Annotated in this window: 17 protein-coding genes; 9 read left to right on the plus strand and 8 right to left on the minus strand. The window is 73.5% G+C overall.

Going from position 1 to position 16,286, the window contains the following annotated elements; translation table 11 throughout:
• Nucleotides 1-341: 341 nt before the first annotated feature.
• Complete coding sequence (locus tag KME75_RS32225; RefSeq protein WP_219418717.1) at nucleotides 342-1,172, plus strand: type IV toxin-antitoxin system AbiEi family antitoxin; 831 nt, start codon at nucleotides 342-344, stop codon at nucleotides 1,170-1,172.
• Nucleotides 1,173-1,273: 101 nt separating this feature from the next.
• Here the strand turns inward: KME75_RS32225 and KME75_RS32230 are convergent, their stop codons facing one another.
• Complete coding sequence (locus KME75_RS32230) at nucleotides 1,274-2,587, minus strand: amidohydrolase family protein (RefSeq protein WP_219418718.1); 1,314 nt, start codon at nucleotides 2,585-2,587, stop codon at nucleotides 1,274-1,276.
• Nucleotides 2,584-3,210, minus strand: a complete 627-nt coding sequence (locus KME75_RS32235; RefSeq protein ID WP_219418719.1) for an NYN domain-containing protein — start codon at nucleotides 3,208-3,210, stop codon at nucleotides 2,584-2,586. Before KME75_RS32235 ends, KME75_RS32230 begins: the two co-directional genes overlap by 4 nt.
• A 41-nt stretch (nucleotides 3,211-3,251) precedes the next feature.
• Between KME75_RS32235 and KME75_RS32240 the strand changes: the two genes are divergently transcribed.
• Together KME75_RS32240 and paaI are read left to right on the plus strand one after the other, a co-directional pair.
• Nucleotides 3,252-3,683, plus strand: coding sequence for a DUF4440 domain-containing protein (locus tag KME75_RS32240; RefSeq protein WP_219418720.1), 432 nt, complete (start codon nucleotides 3,252-3,254; stop codon nucleotides 3,681-3,683).
• Complete coding sequence (gene paaI, locus KME75_RS32245; RefSeq protein WP_372452720.1) at nucleotides 3,676-4,143, plus strand: hydroxyphenylacetyl-CoA thioesterase PaaI; 468 nt, start codon at nucleotides 3,676-3,678, stop codon at nucleotides 4,141-4,143. The genes KME75_RS32240 and paaI overlap by 8 nt, the downstream gene beginning before the upstream one ends.
• Before the next feature lie 295 nt (nucleotides 4,144-4,438).
• On the opposite strand, the gene trmB is transcribed toward paaI, so the two are convergent.
• From trmB to KME75_RS32270, 5 genes are all read right to left on the minus strand, one after another.
• Nucleotides 4,439-5,158, minus strand: a complete 720-nt coding sequence (trmB, locus tag KME75_RS32250; RefSeq protein WP_219418721.1) for a tRNA (guanosine(46)-N7)-methyltransferase TrmB — start codon at nucleotides 5,156-5,158, stop codon at nucleotides 4,439-4,441.
• The gene (locus KME75_RS32255; RefSeq protein WP_308283280.1) at nucleotides 5,151-6,173 is read right to left on the minus strand and encodes a glycosyltransferase family 2 protein; all 1,023 of its coding nucleotides are present in this window, start codon (nucleotides 6,171-6,173) and stop codon (nucleotides 5,151-5,153) included. Before KME75_RS32255 ends, trmB begins: the two co-directional genes overlap by 8 nt.
• Before the next feature lie 101 nt (nucleotides 6,174-6,274).
• Nucleotides 6,275-7,852 carry an IS1634 family transposase gene (locus KME75_RS32260; protein ID WP_308283281.1) on the minus strand — a complete coding sequence of 526 codons (1,578 nt, stop codon included), beginning with the start codon at nucleotides 7,850-7,852 and terminating at the stop codon, nucleotides 6,275-6,277.
• Between the two features lie 120 nt (nucleotides 7,853-7,972).
• Nucleotides 7,973-8,842 carry a glycosyltransferase family 2 protein gene (locus KME75_RS32265; RefSeq protein ID WP_308283282.1) on the minus strand — a complete coding sequence of 290 codons (870 nt, stop codon included), beginning with the start codon at nucleotides 8,840-8,842 and terminating at the stop codon, nucleotides 7,973-7,975.
• A gap of 366 nt (nucleotides 8,843-9,208) precedes the next feature.
• Nucleotides 9,209-9,640, minus strand: a complete 432-nt coding sequence (locus tag KME75_RS32270; protein WP_219418723.1) for a hypothetical protein — start codon at nucleotides 9,638-9,640, stop codon at nucleotides 9,209-9,211.
• 160 nt (nucleotides 9,641-9,800) lie between these two features.
• Between KME75_RS32270 and KME75_RS32275 the strand changes: the two genes are divergently transcribed.
• From KME75_RS32275 to KME75_RS32300, 6 genes are all read left to right on the plus strand, one after another.
• Entirely contained in the window at nucleotides 9,801-10,565 is a 765-nt protein-coding gene (locus KME75_RS32275) for a hypothetical protein (protein ID WP_219418724.1), read from the plus strand.
• Nucleotides 10,562-10,840 (plus strand): hypothetical protein, encoded by a 279-nt coding sequence (locus tag KME75_RS32280; RefSeq protein WP_219418725.1) that lies wholly within the window; start codon nucleotides 10,562-10,564, stop codon nucleotides 10,838-10,840. Before KME75_RS32275 ends, KME75_RS32280 begins: the two co-directional genes overlap by 4 nt.
• Nucleotides 10,841-10,866: 26 nt before the next feature.
• Nucleotides 10,867-12,378, plus strand: coding sequence for a TldD/PmbA family protein (locus KME75_RS32285; RefSeq protein ID WP_219418726.1), 1,512 nt, complete (start codon nucleotides 10,867-10,869; stop codon nucleotides 12,376-12,378).
• Nucleotides 12,375-13,769, plus strand: coding sequence for a metallopeptidase TldD-related protein (locus KME75_RS32290; protein WP_219418727.1), 1,395 nt, complete (start codon nucleotides 12,375-12,377; stop codon nucleotides 13,767-13,769). The genes KME75_RS32285 and KME75_RS32290 overlap by 4 nt, the downstream gene beginning before the upstream one ends.
• A 109-nt stretch (nucleotides 13,770-13,878) precedes the next feature.
• Entirely contained in the window at nucleotides 13,879-14,175 is a 297-nt protein-coding gene (locus KME75_RS32295; protein WP_219418728.1) for a hypothetical protein, read from the plus strand.
• A gap of 301 nt (nucleotides 14,176-14,476) precedes the next feature.
• Nucleotides 14,477-15,364: an aminoglycoside phosphotransferase family protein gene (locus tag KME75_RS32300; RefSeq protein ID WP_219418729.1), complete on the plus strand. Its 888-nt coding sequence runs from the start codon at nucleotides 14,477-14,479 to the stop codon at nucleotides 15,362-15,364.
• Nucleotides 15,365-15,557: 193 nt separating this feature from the next.
• Here KME75_RS32300 and KME75_RS45275 read toward each other — a convergent pair whose 3' ends face one another.
• Nucleotides 15,558-16,118, minus strand: a complete 561-nt coding sequence (locus KME75_RS45275) for a TetR family transcriptional regulator (protein ID WP_219418730.1) — start codon at nucleotides 16,116-16,118, stop codon at nucleotides 15,558-15,560.
• Between the last annotated feature and the right edge of the window lie 168 nt (nucleotides 16,119-16,286).

Consider the following 16,286-nt stretch of genomic DNA (forward strand, 5'->3'; position numbering starts at 1 on the left):
CGTCGCGGTGTCCGGTCGGGCAGCAACGGCTCCAGCCGTGCCCACTCCGCGTCGGTCAAGTCGTGGCGATCAAGCACAGAAGAGATCTACCGCAGCCCACCCGCATGATCCACGGGACACGCTCTAGCCGGAGTTGTCCACATCGCTTCCGGCTTGTCCACAGCTCGACAAGACGTCGCTCGATCATGGCGGTGCTGCGCGACCGTCATGTCATGTTTCCGACGGAGGTGGACGGTGCGGGTGCGTGCCTGCGGCGTGAGGCGGTCCGGGTCCTGGGTGAGAGGCGGTTGCGCACCGCCCTGAGCCACGGTGAGATCGCCTCGCCGTGGCCAGGTGTTCTCGTGGATCCGACGCGGGCGGCCGAGCCGTTCACGATGATCACAGCCGGTTGGCTCGCGTCCGGGCCGGACGCGGTGATCACCGGCCCCACCGCCGCGTTCCTGCACGGCCTCACTGCGATGGAGCCGACGCCGGTGCACATCGCGGTGCCCTACCGGAGCAAGAAACGGACCCGCCCCGGCCTCGTGGTGCACAACGGACAGTTGCTCGACGCCGACCGGACCGTCGTGCACGGCCTCCCGGTTCTCTGCATCGAACGCGTCGTCAGCGATCTCCTGTGCACCGCCCGGCCGCAGGACGCGCTCGCCGTCGTCGATCAGGCCCTGGCCGCGGTGGAGGAGGACGCGGCGCGCGAAGCCTTCCGCGCCGAGCTCCTGCGACGGGTCCGCCAACGGCCGGACATCCGGGGCACCCGGATCGCCGAGCGACTGCTGCAACTCGCCACCGGTCGTGCGCGGTCGCCGGCCGAGAGCTGGCTGCTCTGGTCGATCGTCGACCTCGGCTTCCCGGTGCCCGAGGTGAACTACTGGGTGCCCACGATCGACGGGCAGCCCTTGTACGAGCTCGACCAGTGCTGGCCGAAGCTGCGTATCGCGGTCGAGTACAACGGACACGCCGCTCATGCCGAACGCCAGGACCGGGACGACGCCCGGACCCGGGACCTCGAGCGCCGAGGCTGGATCGTCGTCATCGTCCGAGCCGAGGACCTGGCGAACACCAGCCGCATGGAACGTGAGCTTGCGGACGCGTTCCGCAGGCGTGGCGCCTACCCCCGCGGACGTGTGGTCGGGGCGCTGCGGGCGCGCCGGCATCGTGACTCGCGCGGCGGCTGACCAGGATCAAGTGACCCGTACGGGCGACTCGGTTGTCAATTGCGGGCGACACGTTGGGCGAACACTGGCGACTCGCGTGTCGGGAAGGGGCGACTCGCGGATCAGGGGTGGAGGCGGGCGGCCGCGGCGCGCAGGGCCTTCGTCGCGTCCGCGCGGTCCACTCTGGTGGGCTCGCGGTCGGCGAGCACCTGGTCCCCCGCCACCCATACGTCCCGGACGACCCGGGATCCGGCCGCCCACACGAGGTTGGACAGCAGCTGCGCGTCGTCCTCCGGCGCGACGAAGGCCGGGTCGTCGAGGTCGACGTGCACCAGGTCGGCCCAGCGGCCCGGCTCCAGCACGCCCAGGTCGTCGCGCCCGATGGCCGCGGCACCGTCGCGGGTGGCCATGAGCAGCAGCTCCGCGGCCGTGAGCTCCGCGGCGTCGCCGCTGGTCACGCGGGCGAGCAGGCCGGCGAGCCGGGCTTCGGCCCAGAGGTCCAGGTCGTCGCCCGAAGCGGGGCCGTCGGTGCCGAGCCCCAGCCGCACCCCGGCCCGCCGCAGCGCCGCCGTCCGGGCGATGCCGGCGGCGAGCTTCGCGTTGGAACCGGGGCAGTGCGCCACGGCCGTGTCGCGCGCGGCGAACAGGGTGATGTCGGCGTCGGACAGGTGCACGCCGTGCGCCGCGAGCATCCGGCCGTCCAGCACGCCGACCTCGTCCAGGAGGGCGGGCACCGAGCCGTGCGACGCGCGCTGAACGGCGTCCTCCTCGGCGGCCTCGGCGACGTGGATGTGCAGGAGCGCGCCGCGCTCGCGGGCGTGCTCACCGATCGACGCCAGCGCGTGCGGCTCCAGCGTGTACGCCGCGTGCGGCCCGTAGCCGAGCTCGATGCGGTCGCCGGGCCCCGACCGCAGCCCGACGGCGTCGATCCGCGCCGACACGGCGTCGCGCATCTGCTCCCACGTGCCGATCCGGTCCCAGCCCGGTGCCGCGATGATCCCCGGCGTCAGCACGACCCGGGACCCGACGGCCGAGACCGCGTCGATCAGGGCGTCGGTGAAGAAGTACATCTCGACGCTGGTGGTGCAGCCCGTGCGCAGCAGCTCGATGCAGCCCGACGTCATGCCGGCGTGCACATCGGCGGCGCGGAGCCGGCCCTCGGCGGGCCAGATCACGTCCTGCAGCCACGGCATCAGGGGCAGGTCCCCGCCCATGCCGCGCAGCAGGGTCATCGGGGTGTGCGCGTGCGTGTTGACGAGCCCGGGGAGCAACGCCCCTGACAGCGCGTGCACCGGGGCGTCGCTCACCGGCGCCTCCGCGCGCGGCCCCATCCAGGCGATCCGCCCGTCGGCCGCCACGTCCACCACGGCGTCGCGCAGCACGGAGCACTCCGCGTCGCACGGCAGCACGACGGGAGCGGTGAGCCGGAACGTCATCGGCGCGGTTCGAGCAGCGACCGCAGCGACCGGAACGGCGGCAGCCACGCGCCGGTGTCGGGCAGGGAGTCGAGCGTGATGCGGGGCAGCGGCTCGCGGAAGACGCCCTCGATGTCCTCGAGGTCGATGAACTCGATGACGTCGGAGGTGAGCGCGAAGCTCGCGTGCTCCCGGAACCCGATCACCGTGACGCCGGTGCCCTGCCGTTCCAGGTCCTCGAGGGGCTCGCGGAACGCGCGGCCGTCGCCGGAGGCCACCACGACGTGCTGCAGGGCGCCCTCGCCCGCCCGGAGCCGGATGTGGGCGAGCATGTCGTCGTCCACGTCGGAGTCTTCGCTGACCTTGGGCTTGGCGAAGACGGCGAAGCCGACGTTGCGCAGCGCCTCCACCCACGGCCGCACGACCTCGGTGCTGCCGGGCACCACGTTGGTGAACACGGTTGCCTCGGCGATCGCTTCCGGACCGGCGAGGTCGAGCAGCCACCGGCCGACCGCGTCGAACCGGGGGCGGAACGCCGACGTGGGCCGGGCGCCGAGCAGGGAACCGAGGCTCATGTCCATGTTGGGCGCGTCCCAGACCAGCAGCACGCGCGGGGCCGGACCCGTCGGGGTGGTCGGGATCATGCGCCGACCCTATCCTCCTGCGCCGGTTAGCATTCGGCGTGATGGACGAGAGCGCGGAGGCGTTGTGCGAACGGTGCGCCGCGCAGGTGGACCAGCTGCACCGGACGATCGCGGCCTGGCTCACGGGCAGCGCTCCGCGCACCCCGGCGGTGTTCGCGGCGTTCGCCGACGCGCACGCCGAGCAGTTCACGATGGTCACCCCGGACGGCGCCCTCCTGCGGCGCGACGAGTTGTTCCGCGGGTTCGAGGGCGCGCACGGTTCCGCGCCGGGACTGACGATCCGGATCGCCGACGTCGACGTCGACGTCGTGCGCGCCGACAGGGAGTGTGTGGTCGCGACCTACGAGGAATGGCAGAACGGGGCGGGTGCGCCCAGCGGCCGCCGCAGCACCGCACTTCTCGACCGGGATCCTGCGGCCCCGCACGGCCTGCGCTCGCGGCACCTGCACGAGACGTGGATCAGCCGTGGCTGAGCGCAGCTTGCCGGAGCGAACGGACAGCACTGAGGCGACCGACCCGCAGAAGGTCGCCACCCGCACCGCCGACGCGATGTACCGCGCCGACGGGGCGGGGCGGTCGGCGGGCGTGCGGCTGCTCGACGTCGGGCCGGGCCGGGCGCGCGTCGCCATGACGGTGGAGCCGCGCCACGTGAACGGGCACGGCATCTGCCACGGCGGGTACCTGTTCCTGCTCGCCGATGCCGCGCTCGCCTACGCCTCGAACAGCCACGGCACCTCGGCCGTCGCGTCCGGGGCCGACATCGCCTTCCTGCGACCCGTCGCGCTCGGCTCCGAGCTCGAGGCCGAGGCGGTGGAGCGGGCGATGACCGGACGGTCCGGGCTGTACGACGTGACCGTCCGGGCCGGGGACGAGGTCGTGGCCGAGTTCCGCGGGCGGACCCGCCAGGTGCCCGGGCTGCCGGCGCCGATCTGACAGGGCCGACCCCAGACCCCGACGGGCCATTTCGTGCCGACTCGCCCGCCACCTTGTGCCGACTCGCCCGCCAGTTGGTGCCGGCTCGCCCGCCGGTTCGTCCCGACTCGCGGGGCGGAATCGGGCGACTCGCGGGTCGAACCCGGGCGGCTCGCGTGTCGAACCCGGGCGACTCGCGGGTCGGAAGGGGGCGACTCGGGGGCGGAGTCGGGCGACTCGGGGGGCGGAATCGGGCGACTCGCGGGTCGGAAGGGGGCGACTCGGGGGGCGGAATTGGGCGACTCGCGGGGTGGGGTCAGGGGCGGCGGCGGTACATCAGGTCGTGCACGTCCCGGCCCTCGATCCGCGCGCGCTGCTCGAACTTCGTGACCGGTCGCCACTCGGGGCGCGGTGCCCAACCGCCCGGCTGGTCCGCGGCGGTGTTCTCCAGCAGCGGCTCGCCGTCGCAGACGGAGCGCATCTGCGTGGCGTAGTCGTCCCAGTCGGTGGCGAGGTGCAGGGTGCCGCCGGGCTGCAGCCGCGATGCCGCGAGCGCGACGAAGTCGGGCTGCACGAGCCGGCGCTTGCGGTGCTTGCGCTTGGGCCACGGGTCCGGGAAGAAGATCCGGACACCGCTGAGCGACGCGGGCGGCACCCGCTCCTTCAGCAGCGCGACGGCGTCGCCGCGCAGCAGCGCGACGTTGGTCAGCTCGGCGTCGGCGATCCGCATGAGCAGTTGGGCGAGCCCGGGCTCGAACACCTCGACGGCGATGTGGTCCACGTCCGGGGCGGCCGCGGCCAACGCCGCCGTCGACTCGCCCATGCCGGACCCGATCTCCAGCACGAGTGGCGCGACCCGCCCGAACCACGCCGGCGGGTCGTAGGGTTCGGCGCCGCTCAACAGGTCGGCGACGTCGCGGCCGCGCACCGGCCACCAGCGGTCCCAGGCGTGCTGCTGACCCTCGGTGAGCCGGCTGCGGTGGTGGACGAAGCTGGTGATCTGCCGGTGCGGGCGGGTCGCTCCGGGCTCAGCCACCCGCGTTCGGGGTGGCCGGGGCGGACGCGCCCGCGGCGGGGAGCCGCACGCCCGCCGTGGCGCCGGGCAGCTTGCCGCGCAGGTACCCGGCGCTGGTGCAGGCCAGCGCGGTGACGACCGCTGCCGCCGACGAGACCCGGCCCTCGCGCAGCTCGCGGACGACGGCCGACGGCAGGACCTTCGCCACGTAGCTGCGCTCGGTGGACAGAGCGTCGTCGCTGCCCACCAGCTTGGACACGGCGGCCTTCGACAGCCCCTCGGCCCAGCTGCGGCGGCGCAGGTACGCCCACTCGATGCGGTCGGCGCTGACGCGGTGGTCGACCGCGGCCCGCGGCTCGAAGACGATCCGGATCTTCTCACCGGCCCGCTGGTAGGCCTGCCGGGCGCGGATGCAGAGCTCGGTCTCCTCGCAGCCCAACGGGTTCTTGCCGATGCGGCCGATGTCCTCGGCGAAGCCGCCCACGCGGTCGAACACCTCGCGCCGGAACGACATGTTGCAGCCCATGAGGTTGCGCACCTCGGCCTGCTGCATCGGCTGCCCCGTGTAGGTGCACCCGACGATCCAGTCGAGCTCGCCGGTGGCGTTCGGGTCGTAGGGCGCGCTGCCCGGCAGGACGCGCGGGCGGTTGGTGGGCCACCGGGGGTGGGCGACCCCGCCCACGGCGACGACCGTGGGGTCGCTGTACGGCGCCAGCAGGGCGGCCAGCCAGCCGGGCCGGGCCGCGGCGTCGTCGTCGAGGAACACGACGACCTCACCGGCGGCCTCCGCGATCGCGGTGTTGCGCGCCCCGGACAGCCCTTGCTTGTGCGCGTTCGGGAGCACCCGCACGCCCTGCGGCCCGAACGTCTGCTGCGCGCGCGAGAGCAGCGCGGCGTTGTGGTCGACGATGACGAGCGTCTCCGCAGCGCGGATGTCCTGCGCGGCGACCGAGTCCACCGCACCTACGATGTCGTCCCACCGCTTCTCGGTGTAGACGCAGATCACGACGGTCGCCGTGACGGCGGGGGTACTCACGGGGCGGTCTCCTTCGGCAGGCTGGGCGACCGCCGGGGCTAGCCGGGCGTTTCGCACATGGGGGCGGGTGGGCTGACCCGGAGATTCGCCGGTTCTGTTGATCATGGTGGGGTGGTGGGATCGACGTCAAGTAGGTGCAGAAGACGTGCCTGTAGCGGGGTGGGTTGCGGGATGGTGGCCGGTCGGCCGCCGGTCGCGGGGATCAATCGCAGCCCGGTCAGGGCTTGGAAGATGAGTTTCCCGGTGGGTGTGGCTGCCCGGCCCGCCTGGATCTGATCCAGTTGTGTGGCCGGGGCGATCGCCTGACGCACGGCGCGTTCGACGAGACAGAACACCAGCAGCGCGAGGCAGATCACCGTGATCAACGCGGTGATCCGCCGGTTGTTGTGCAGAAACATGGGCGCGACGGCCAAGGGCCCTTTGAACGCGCCGTAGCGGCGTTCCACGGCTTCTTGGCCTTTGTAGCGGCGCAGCACGTCGGCGGCGGGAACGTCGGCGCCCAGGTTGGTCAGTAACGCGTACCAGCCGTCGGTGGCGGCTTCGGCGGCCACCGCGTGGTCGTCGAAATGCCACGACAGCGCAGGTTTCCCGGTCGCTGGGTCGGTGCCGACCTCGGTGCGCAGATAGGCACTCACTCGGCGTTCGCGGGCGATCGCCGCGACACGGGCGGCCACCGCGTCCGGGTCGGGGTAGTGCCGCGAGCCGAGCCCGCGGCCGAGGCGGTCCAGGTCGTCGCGGGCCCGGGCGAGCTTCTTGGCCCGCGCGGTCGCCGCGGCCCCGGCCCGGGCGCTGGAGTGCACGAACACCCGCCGCAGCCCCAGCACCGGGTCGCGCTTGCGCCGCCCGCTGATCGTGATGGGGCCCTCGACGACCCGCCACCGACCCCGCTGGGCGGCGGGGGTGTTCTCGTCGCGGGCGGCCACGTAGTCCACCTGCAGGGCCGACTCCACGTCCAGGCCGGCCAACTCCGCGGCGCTGACATAGGTCTTGGACGCCGGGGCGATGAATTCCACCCCAGCGGCGATCATGTCACGCAAGTTCGCATACGACACCAGCTTTGAGTCACCGACCAGCAGAAACCGCCGCCGCCCGGCGATCTTCCGACACTCCTGCATCGCCCCGACGACCTGGGACACCTCACCGGCCCCGCCGTCATAGGCGCGGTGAAACACCGGGACCGCGCCATCGGCGGTGACCGCCAACCCGGTCTGGATCTGCTTCAAATCCGGGCGGCGGTCCTTCGGGTGCCCGAACCGCGGTGCGGGATGGTCCGGGTCGGTGTCGCAATACGCCCCGTACAGCGAGATCGAGGTCATGTCCCAGTGCAGCCGCGACACATCCACCCCGAACGCGGCGATCGCCTGCGCGCCCACCGAGCCGACGATGTGATCCAACTCCGGCGCGATCGCGTCCAACGCCCGGCCGATCCGGTCGTCATTCAGCGCGGCCGCCTCGATCCCGAACGCCTCGTCCACCGCCCACTCGCGCGCCCAATCGCTGACCCGCCACAGCGGCGTCGGCGAACTCAGCCGGTTCGCCACCAGCGCCTCGATCACCTGGCCGTGCGTCAGGATCGCGACATCCTCCCGGATCGGACACGCCCGATCCACGATCCCCGCCAGGTCCAGCCGCCGGCAGTACTCCGCCACTACCGGCAGCGCACCCAACGCCTTCTCCACCGACGGCTGCCCATACCTGACCTGCTGCCCGCGCACCCGTCGGGTATGCCACCACCCGATAGAATGATCAAGCCGACTCGCTCGGCCGATCCCAACCTCCCTCATGTGCGAAGCACGGGGCTAGCGGCGGTCGGACTTGCGGCGGTCGGCTCGCCGGTGCTCGGCCAGGAGCGTACGCAGCACCCGGGTGCCGTCGGCGAAGGTGCGGAGGTTGGTGTCGCCGAACATCCGCTGACGTTCGATCGACGGCACCTCCGTGATCTTCAGGCCGGCCGCGGCGATGCGGCAGTTGAGCACCGTCTCGATCTCGAAGCCGTCGCCCCACAGCATGCCCTCGCTGGGCGCGGGGGCGTCGACCGGGGGCAGCTCCAGCACCGGCAGGAGGTCGGCCCAGAACGCGTTGTAGCCGTAGCAGAGGTCGGTGTAGTTGGTGCCGAACAGCGCGTTGGCGACGCCGTTGAGGCCGGCGTTGCCGGTCTTGCGCAGCAGGGTGATGTCGTCGCTGCCGCCGCCGCTGGTGAACCGGCTGCCCTTGGCGAAGTCGGCACCCTGCACGAGCGCGTCGACGAAGGCCGGGATCTCGGCGGGGTCGGCTGAGCCGTCGGCGTCGAACATCACGATGACGTCGCCGGTGGCCGCCGCGAACCCGCAGGCCATGGCGTTGCCCTTGCCCTTGCGGGTCTGGTTGATCGTGCGCACCCACGGCAGGACGCGCTGGGCGACCTCGAGGGAGCCGTCGGTCGAGTTCCCGTCGACCACGATGATCTCGTGGACCGACGGCCGCACCGCGGCGATCGCGGGCAGGATGATCTCCAGGTTGCGCGCCTCGTTCCGCGTCGGCACGACCACCGAGACGGCCGGGTACGGGGTGCGCGTCGGCTGCGGACGCGGGCGTGGTCTGCGGAGCCCGTGTACGCCGGCCTCGTGGGGCGGCACGAAGTGCGCCTGGCCCTCGGGGATGGCCGGACGGGCGGGTGAAACGGCGCTCACACAACCTCCAGACAGGTCCGCTCGATCGGGACAACGAGGTCGTCCCGGGCGGGTTGCGGGTGTTCGGGGGCGCACCGCCCGGATGGGGGTACGCGCCGGGCCTCGGACGCGAGCGGCTCCCGGCCCGTGTACCAGCGGTTTCTCCACCGATCGCCGCTGTGGCCGGGGTCGTCGAGGCGTGGGAGCGACGCCGTAGGAGGCGCGTCTGCGGCTGCCGGCCGGGCCCGCGGCGGATCGGTGCTCACGATCTGGAGACGCATGTGCCGCCGGAGGGGTTGCCCGAAGCGCCGATTCCTTTTCCGGCGCCCGGGAATGCGGGCCGCGCCGCCCCCTGTTCGGCGCGGCCCGCGAGCCGGTCGCCCAGGGCTACTCGGTGGGGCGGGCCTCGACGGCGCGAACTGCGGCCCCGCCCGAGCTCGTGATGCGCACGATCCCCGCGGCGCCTTCGACGCACTCGGTATCGTCGAAAGCGCCCTCGAGGGCCACGGCGGCCGGGGCCACGGCGACGGCCGTGCCGCGCTCGGCGGCTTCGGGGGCGACCGCCACGTGCCCGCCGCGACCGGTGGGCGCGATCGCCTGCACGGCCTCGGTTCGGTGGACCATCCGAGGCGGAACGGCTTCGAGCTCGGCGAGCTCGGCGTCGGTGGCGGGGCGGGTCTCGACCCTGCCGTCCTCGCAGGTGAGGATCACCGGCCGGGGATCGGGGCCGCCGGGCTCGGCGGCGCCGGCTGCGCCGGCCAGGGAAACGGTCAGGCCGGCCGCGACGAGTGCCGCGGCGGCCAGGGTGCGGATGCGCATCGGGATGTGCTCCTCGGTGTCGGGTGGAACGGACGGCACCACGCTCGCGTCCCGACCTGAACCCGATCTGAAGATCACCGAAGCGCCCTTCAGGTTCGCGATCGCACACGGTTCCGGCCGTTCCGGCCCGTGGCGACCGCAGCACTGACACGCTGCCGGGATGCCCGACCGGTACGCCGACGCCGTCCGCGCCCGCAGGGTCGAGCTGCGCGCCCGGCGGGAACAACTCGGCGGTGGCCACCGGGCGGCCCTGCGCAGCTGCCTCGCGTTGAGCAGGCTCACCGCCACCGCCGATGCCGCCACCGCGCTCGGCGAGCTGGCGCGGGAGGCGAGGGAGTACGCCGACGCGGGCGACCGGGCCGCCCGGCAGCGCCTGCCCGGGATGCTCGCGTCCGCCGTCGACGAGGTCGCCGTCGAGGTGCACACCCGCTGGGTGGCGCAGGTGCGTCCGGCGCTGCGCCGGATCGCCACCGAACGGGGGGCCGACCCGGGAGTGCCCTCGCTTCCCGCGCCCCACCTCCCGGCCCTCCTGCGGGCCCCGGCGGAGGTGTCGGGTGAGGGCTCGTCGGTGGCGGCCGGTACGGCCGGTGGCATCGCGCTGCGGTTCACGCTGGTGTTGCCGCTCCTCGGCCTGCCCACGCTCGGAGGACGGGCGCTGGTCCCGCTGGCGGTCGGGGCGGGTGTCGCCGCCGTGATCACCACCGTGCGAGCGCGGCGGGCAGCGGCCGAGCGGGTGCTACTGCGCCGGCACGTCGACGAGGTCCTCGCGGCCGCCCGAACCGCGATCGAGGCCGACCTCGGCAGGCGGCTCGTCGAGCTCGAGCACACCGCCGGCGCCGCCCTCGACGCCGCGATCGCCCCTGTCCGTGCCCGCGTGGACGCCGAGCTGGCGCTGCTGTCGTCGGGGCCCGGGCGGTCGGCGTGAACCGCGAGCGGCGCCCCGGGGATGTGCCCGACGACGTCACCGGCGGGTTCGACACCGACGGCGACGGCACGCCGGACACGCTCGTCACCGACGACGGTGTCGACCTGATCCTGCTCACCGACCTCGACGGCGACGGCTTCGCCGACCGGGCCCTGCGGATCGGTCCCGACGGCGTCGTCCGGGAGGCCGACGTCGATCCCGACCCCGATCCCGAGCCGGGCCGGGGCGTCGTCGACGGCCTGTTCGGCGGCGCGGAGGCGGGCTTCGCGCCCTGACGCGGCTGCCCCGATAGGTTGCGGGCATGTCCTCCGACCGCATCGATCCGGAGTTCCGGGCCCTGCCGCTCGCCGCGCTGGCCGACGCCGCCCTGAGCAGGGCCCGCGAGCTGGGCGCCGAGCACGCCGACCTGAGGGTCGAGCGGATCGTGTCGCAGTCGGTCGACCTGCGCGACGGCAGCGTCACCGGCGTGGCCGACGAGGCGACCGTCGGGCTGGCGGTCCGCGTGATCGTCGACGGGGTGTGGGGCTTCGCCTCGCACGTCGAGCTGACCCCGGCCCGGGCGGCGCACACCGCGGAGCGCGCCGTCGCGGTGGCGAGGACGCTGGCGCCGGTGGCCGTCGAGCGGGTCGAGCGGGCCGCCGAGCCGGTGCACGCGGACGCGGTGTGGGTGTCGGCGTACGCGGTCGACCCGTTCACCGTGCCGACGAAGGCGAAGGTGGAGCTGCTCACCGAGTGGTCGCAGCGACTGCTCGCCGCGGACGGTGTGGACCACACCCACGTCGGCGTCGCGCAGGTGCGGGAGAACAAGTTCTACGCCGATCTCGCCGGCACCTCGACCATCCAGCAGCGGGTCCGGGTCCACCCGCAGTTCACTGCCACGGCCGTGGACCGCGCGGCGGGCGGGTTCGAGACGATGCGGTCGCTCGCGGCCCCGGCCGGCCGCGGCTGGGAGTACCTGACCGGCGACGGCTTCGACTGGGACGCCGAGCTCGCCGTCGTGCCCGAGCTGCTCGCCGAGAAGACCAAGGTGCCGTCCGTCGAGGCGGGCGCGTACGACCTGGTCATCGACCCGACGAACCTGTGGCTCACGATCCACGAGTCCGTCGGGCACGCCACGGAGTACGACCGCGCGATCGGCTACGAGGCCGCGTACGCCGGCACCAGCTTCGCCACCCCGGACCAGCTCGGGACGCTGCGCTACGGGTCGGAGCACATGCACGTCACCGGCGACCGCACGGTGCCCCACGGCCTGGCGACCATCGGGTTCGACGACGACGGCGTCGCCACCACCGAGTGGGACCTCGTCCGCGACGGTGTGCTCGTCGGCTACCAGCTCGACCGCACCTTCGCCCCGCGGCTGGGCCTCGACCGCAGCAACGGCTGCGCGTTCGCCGACTCGCCGCACCACGTGCCGATCCAGCGGATGGCGAACGTGTCGCTGCAGCCCGACCCGGCGCGCGACACGAGCACCGAGGAGCTGATCGCCGGCGTCGAGCGGGGGATCTACGTCGTCGGTGACAAGTCCTGGTCGATCGACATGCAGCGCTACAACTTCCAGTTCACCGGGCAGCGCTTCTACCGCATCGAGGACGGCCGGCTCGCCGGGCAGCTCCGCGACGTGGCCTACCAGGCCACCACCACCGACTTCTGGGGCTCGCTCGACGCGGTGGGCGGCGCGTCGACCTGGCAGCTGCAGGGGGCGATGAACTGCGGGAAGGCGCAGCCGGGCCAGATCGCCGCGGTGAGCCACGGCTGCCCGGCGGCCCGCTTCCGCGGCGTCCGGGTGCTGAACACGCAGGAGGAGGGCCATTGATCGGGACGCCGGTGCTCACGCCGCAGGAGGTCGTCGAGCGGACCCTGGCCGCGGCCACGCACCTGCACGGCTGCGCTGTGCTCGTCCGGGAGACCAGCGAGGCAGTGCTGCGCTGGGCCAACTCGACGATGACCACCAACGGGCACACCACGTCCGGCAGCGTCACGGTGATCGCGTTCGTCGCGGTCGAGGGTGGCACCGCGGCGGGAATCGTCAGCTCCAGCGCCGCGGTCACCGACACCACGCAGCTGGCCGACCTCGTGCGCGCCGCGGAGGCGGCCGCCCGCGACGCCGGCCCGGCCCGGGACGCGGCCCCGCTCGTCGAGCCCACGGGCGAGGACCCCACGTGGGCAGAGCCCGCCGTCGAGACGTCGATCGAGGTGTTCGGGCCGCTGGCCGGCGGGCTCGCCGAGGTGCTGGCCGGGAAGAACAAGCAGTACGGGTTCGCCAGCCACGAGCTGACGAACGTGTGGCTCGGCACGTCCGCCGGCATCCGGAGGCGCTGGGTGCAGCCCACGGGCTCGGTGGAGCTCAACGCCAAGACTGCCGACCTCGGCGGCTCCGCCTGGGCCGGTGCCTCCACCGTCGACTTCGCCGACGTGGACGTCGTGGCGCTGGCCGCGGAGGCCGCCCGGCGGCTCGACTGGGGCAGGCGCCGCGTCACCCTGCCGCCGGGCCGGTACGAGACGCTGCTGCCGCCGTCGGCGGTGGCCGACATGATGGTCTTCCTGGCGTGGTCGATGGACGGGCGGCCCGCGCAGGAGGGGCGCAGCGCGCTCGCCGGACCCGACGGCCCGCGCGTCGGGGAGCGACTCACCGACCTGCCCCTCATGCTGGCGTGCGACCCGTCCGCGGCCGGTCTCGACTACGAACCCTTCCTCACCGCGGGCCGCTCCGGCGACGGGATCAGCGTCTTCGACAACGGGGCCCCCACCCGCCGGGTCGAGTGGGTGCGCGGCGGGGCCATCGGCGAGCTGGCCTACTCCCGGGCCGAGGCCGCCGAGTTCGGCACGACGTTCACGCCGGCGGGGGACAACCTGCTGCTCACCGGCGGCGGGGCGGCCACCACGGCGGACATGGTGGCGAACACCGAGCGCGGCCTGCTGTTGACGTGCCTGTGGTACATCCGGCTGGTCGACCCGACCACGCTGCTGGTCACCGGCCTCACCCGCGACGGCGTGTACCTGGTGGAGGGCGGCGAGGTGGTGGGCGAGGTGGACCACAACTTCCGCTTCAACTACTCCCCGCTCGACGTCCTGCGCCGCGGCAGCGAGGTCGGCGCCACCGAGCGCACGGTGCCCCGGGAATGGAAGGACTGGTTCACGCGCACCGCGATGCCGCCGGTCCGGGTGCCGGAGTTCAACATGTCGTCGGTGTCGCTCGGACGCTGATTAGTGTCGAGCTGACGATTCTGCGTATCCGTGGCGCCGCCGCTCGCGTTGGTTCCGTCGAGAGCGCCGACGTCGTCGCCGGAGCATCCGCGTCGGGAGGGGGCACGGAATGTCGTTCGAGGTGGTGACCGCGTACACGCTGCTCGTCGGGGACGCCGACGGGCCGCCCACCGTCAGCGTCCACACGACGGCCGACGACGCCTGGCGCGCGCTGGACCGGGAGGTGCGCGAGCGCTGCGGGATGCGGCCGCGCCCGCGCCGGCGGATGGACGCCGACGCGGCCACGCGGCTGGCCAACGCGTGGCGGGCGGGCGACCCGGAGTCGCGGTACTGGAACGTCGCGGTGCACCGGCTCCCGATCCCGCTGCCGGTGATCGCCCGGGAGGCGCTTGCCCTGGACCGCTGACCGGCAGGTCGCGACCCTCACCGGAACGTCAGGAAAGCCACGTTCCAGACGTTGGATGACAGGAACGTGGCTTTCCTGGCACTACGTGGGTGGCCGGACGGCCTGCTTCTCGTCGGCTTGACGGGAAGCTGTGGTCAGCGCTCTGCGGAGCCGTCTGACGGATGAACGTCGTCGCGATGCAGGCGGACAGGTGTCGACGAACAGCGGTACCCCTCGGCGGCGAGCCACCGCGCGTGTGCCCCGGCGGCTCGGGACCGTTCGGGCGCGGCAATCCGATTGGCCGCCCGAGAAGGATGGGGACGTGGACAGGTTCCCGCTGCCGGTGGCACTCGCCGACGCGGTCGCGCAGGAGGACTCGCCCGAGCGGACGGACTGGCTCGCCCGCCTCCCCGAGCTGGTGCGCGCGCTCGCCGTGCGCTGGTCACTCACCGTCGGTCCGCCGTACCAGCCCGGCGGCGTGGCGTCCTGGGTTGCTCCTGCACGCGACGCCTCGGGGCGGGACGTGGTGCTCAAGGTCGGGTGGTCGCACTTCGAGTCGGCGCACGAGGCCGACGGGCTGGCGGCGTGGGATGGGCGCGGTGCCGTGCGGTTGCACGACGTGCACGTGGACGGGCCGACCACCGCGCTGCTGCTGGAGCGCTGCGTTCCCGGCACCACGCTGCGCGCCGCGCTCCCGGAACCCGAGCAGGACGAGGTGGTGGCCGCGCTGTTGCGCAAGCTGTGGCACGAGCCGGGCGCCGGGCATCCGTTCCGGCCGCTGGCCTCGATGTGCGACGCCTGGGCCGACGCGTTCGACGAGGACTACGCCGGCCGACCTGGCGATCTCGATCCCGGGATCGCCCGTGCGGCCATGGACCTGTTTCGCGGTCTGCCGCGCGACGCCGGGCCGCACCTGCTCCTGGTCACCGATCTGCACGCCGACAACGTCCTCGCCGCACGCCGCGAGCCGTGGCTCCTGATCGACCCGAAGCCCTACGTCGGTGACCCGACCTACGACGTGCTCCAGCACCTGCTCAACTGCCGGGACCGGCTGGTGGCCGACCCGCGCGGATCGGTGCGGCGGATGGCGGCGCTCGCCGACGTCGATGCGGAGCGCGCCGAGCGCTGGCTCTTCGCGCGGGCGGTGCAGCAGTCGCTCGATCCGCCATGGCGGTGGCTGCGGCCGGTGGCGCGGGCGTTGGCGCCGTGAGCAGTACCGCGTTGCCTAGCAGTATAGCGTTGCCATGAGCAGTACAGCGGTGCGGGGGCGACACGGGTGACGCTCCAGTCCCGCAGCACTGATCATGACGCTGGGCGGGGCGCTGGGCGGCAGCTGCTGTTGCACCGACGTGTGCAGAGGCCCGGTGCGCCGGCCGCGCCGCCGCCTCGTATGGGCGTGGGCTTCAGCGGTCCGACGACTCCGGCTCGTCGACCGGGACGTAGCGGCGCATGAGTGCGAGCAGCTCCTCCACGCCGAGGCCGGGCGGGAGCGGGGTGCCCGTCAGCGTGCGCAGGTAGAGCCCGTCGCCCACGAGCTGGGCGAGCCAGGCGAGCACCGGGTCGTGGAGCTCGTCGCGCAGCGCCTCGTAGGCGTCGGCGTCGACCACGGCCAGCGCGTCGCGCACGGCCTGGCCGGTGGCGGTGCCGTCGGCCAGCCGCAGCACGGCCAGGTACGTGCGGGTGATGCCGCCGGGTACCGCGCCTCCGGGCGCGGACGTGTGCACGTAGTAGGCGACGGCGCCGTCGGGGGCGCTGCGGATCGCCTCGGCGTCGGCGGCGCTGCGTTCGCGGAGCCGGTCGAGCAGTCCGATCGTCAGCGCGTCCTTGGACGCGAAGTGGTAGAGCAGCCCGCCCTTGGAGACCTCGGCGGCCGCGGCGACCGCGTCGAGGGTGACGGCGCCGGCGCCGTGCTCGATCAACAGCGTCTCGTACGAGTCCAGCACGCGGTCCCGGGCGCTCGCCATCGTTCGAGTCTAGGGCGCGTCTGGCGGATCATGATCGCGGACTTCGCGCCCAGATCGCCCCTGGCGGCGTTGTCGGCCCGACCGGGTACGCCAGGTACGACGGCTCGGGCCTCCGCCTTGCCAGGAGCAATCTGGATCACGAATCCCATCGACCCTGATCCACCAGAC

Origin of the sequence: Pseudonocardia nigra, assembly GCF_019396355.1 — a bacterium.
Classification (GTDB): domain Bacteria; phylum Actinomycetota; class Actinomycetes; order Mycobacteriales; family Pseudonocardiaceae; genus Pseudonocardia; species Pseudonocardia nigra.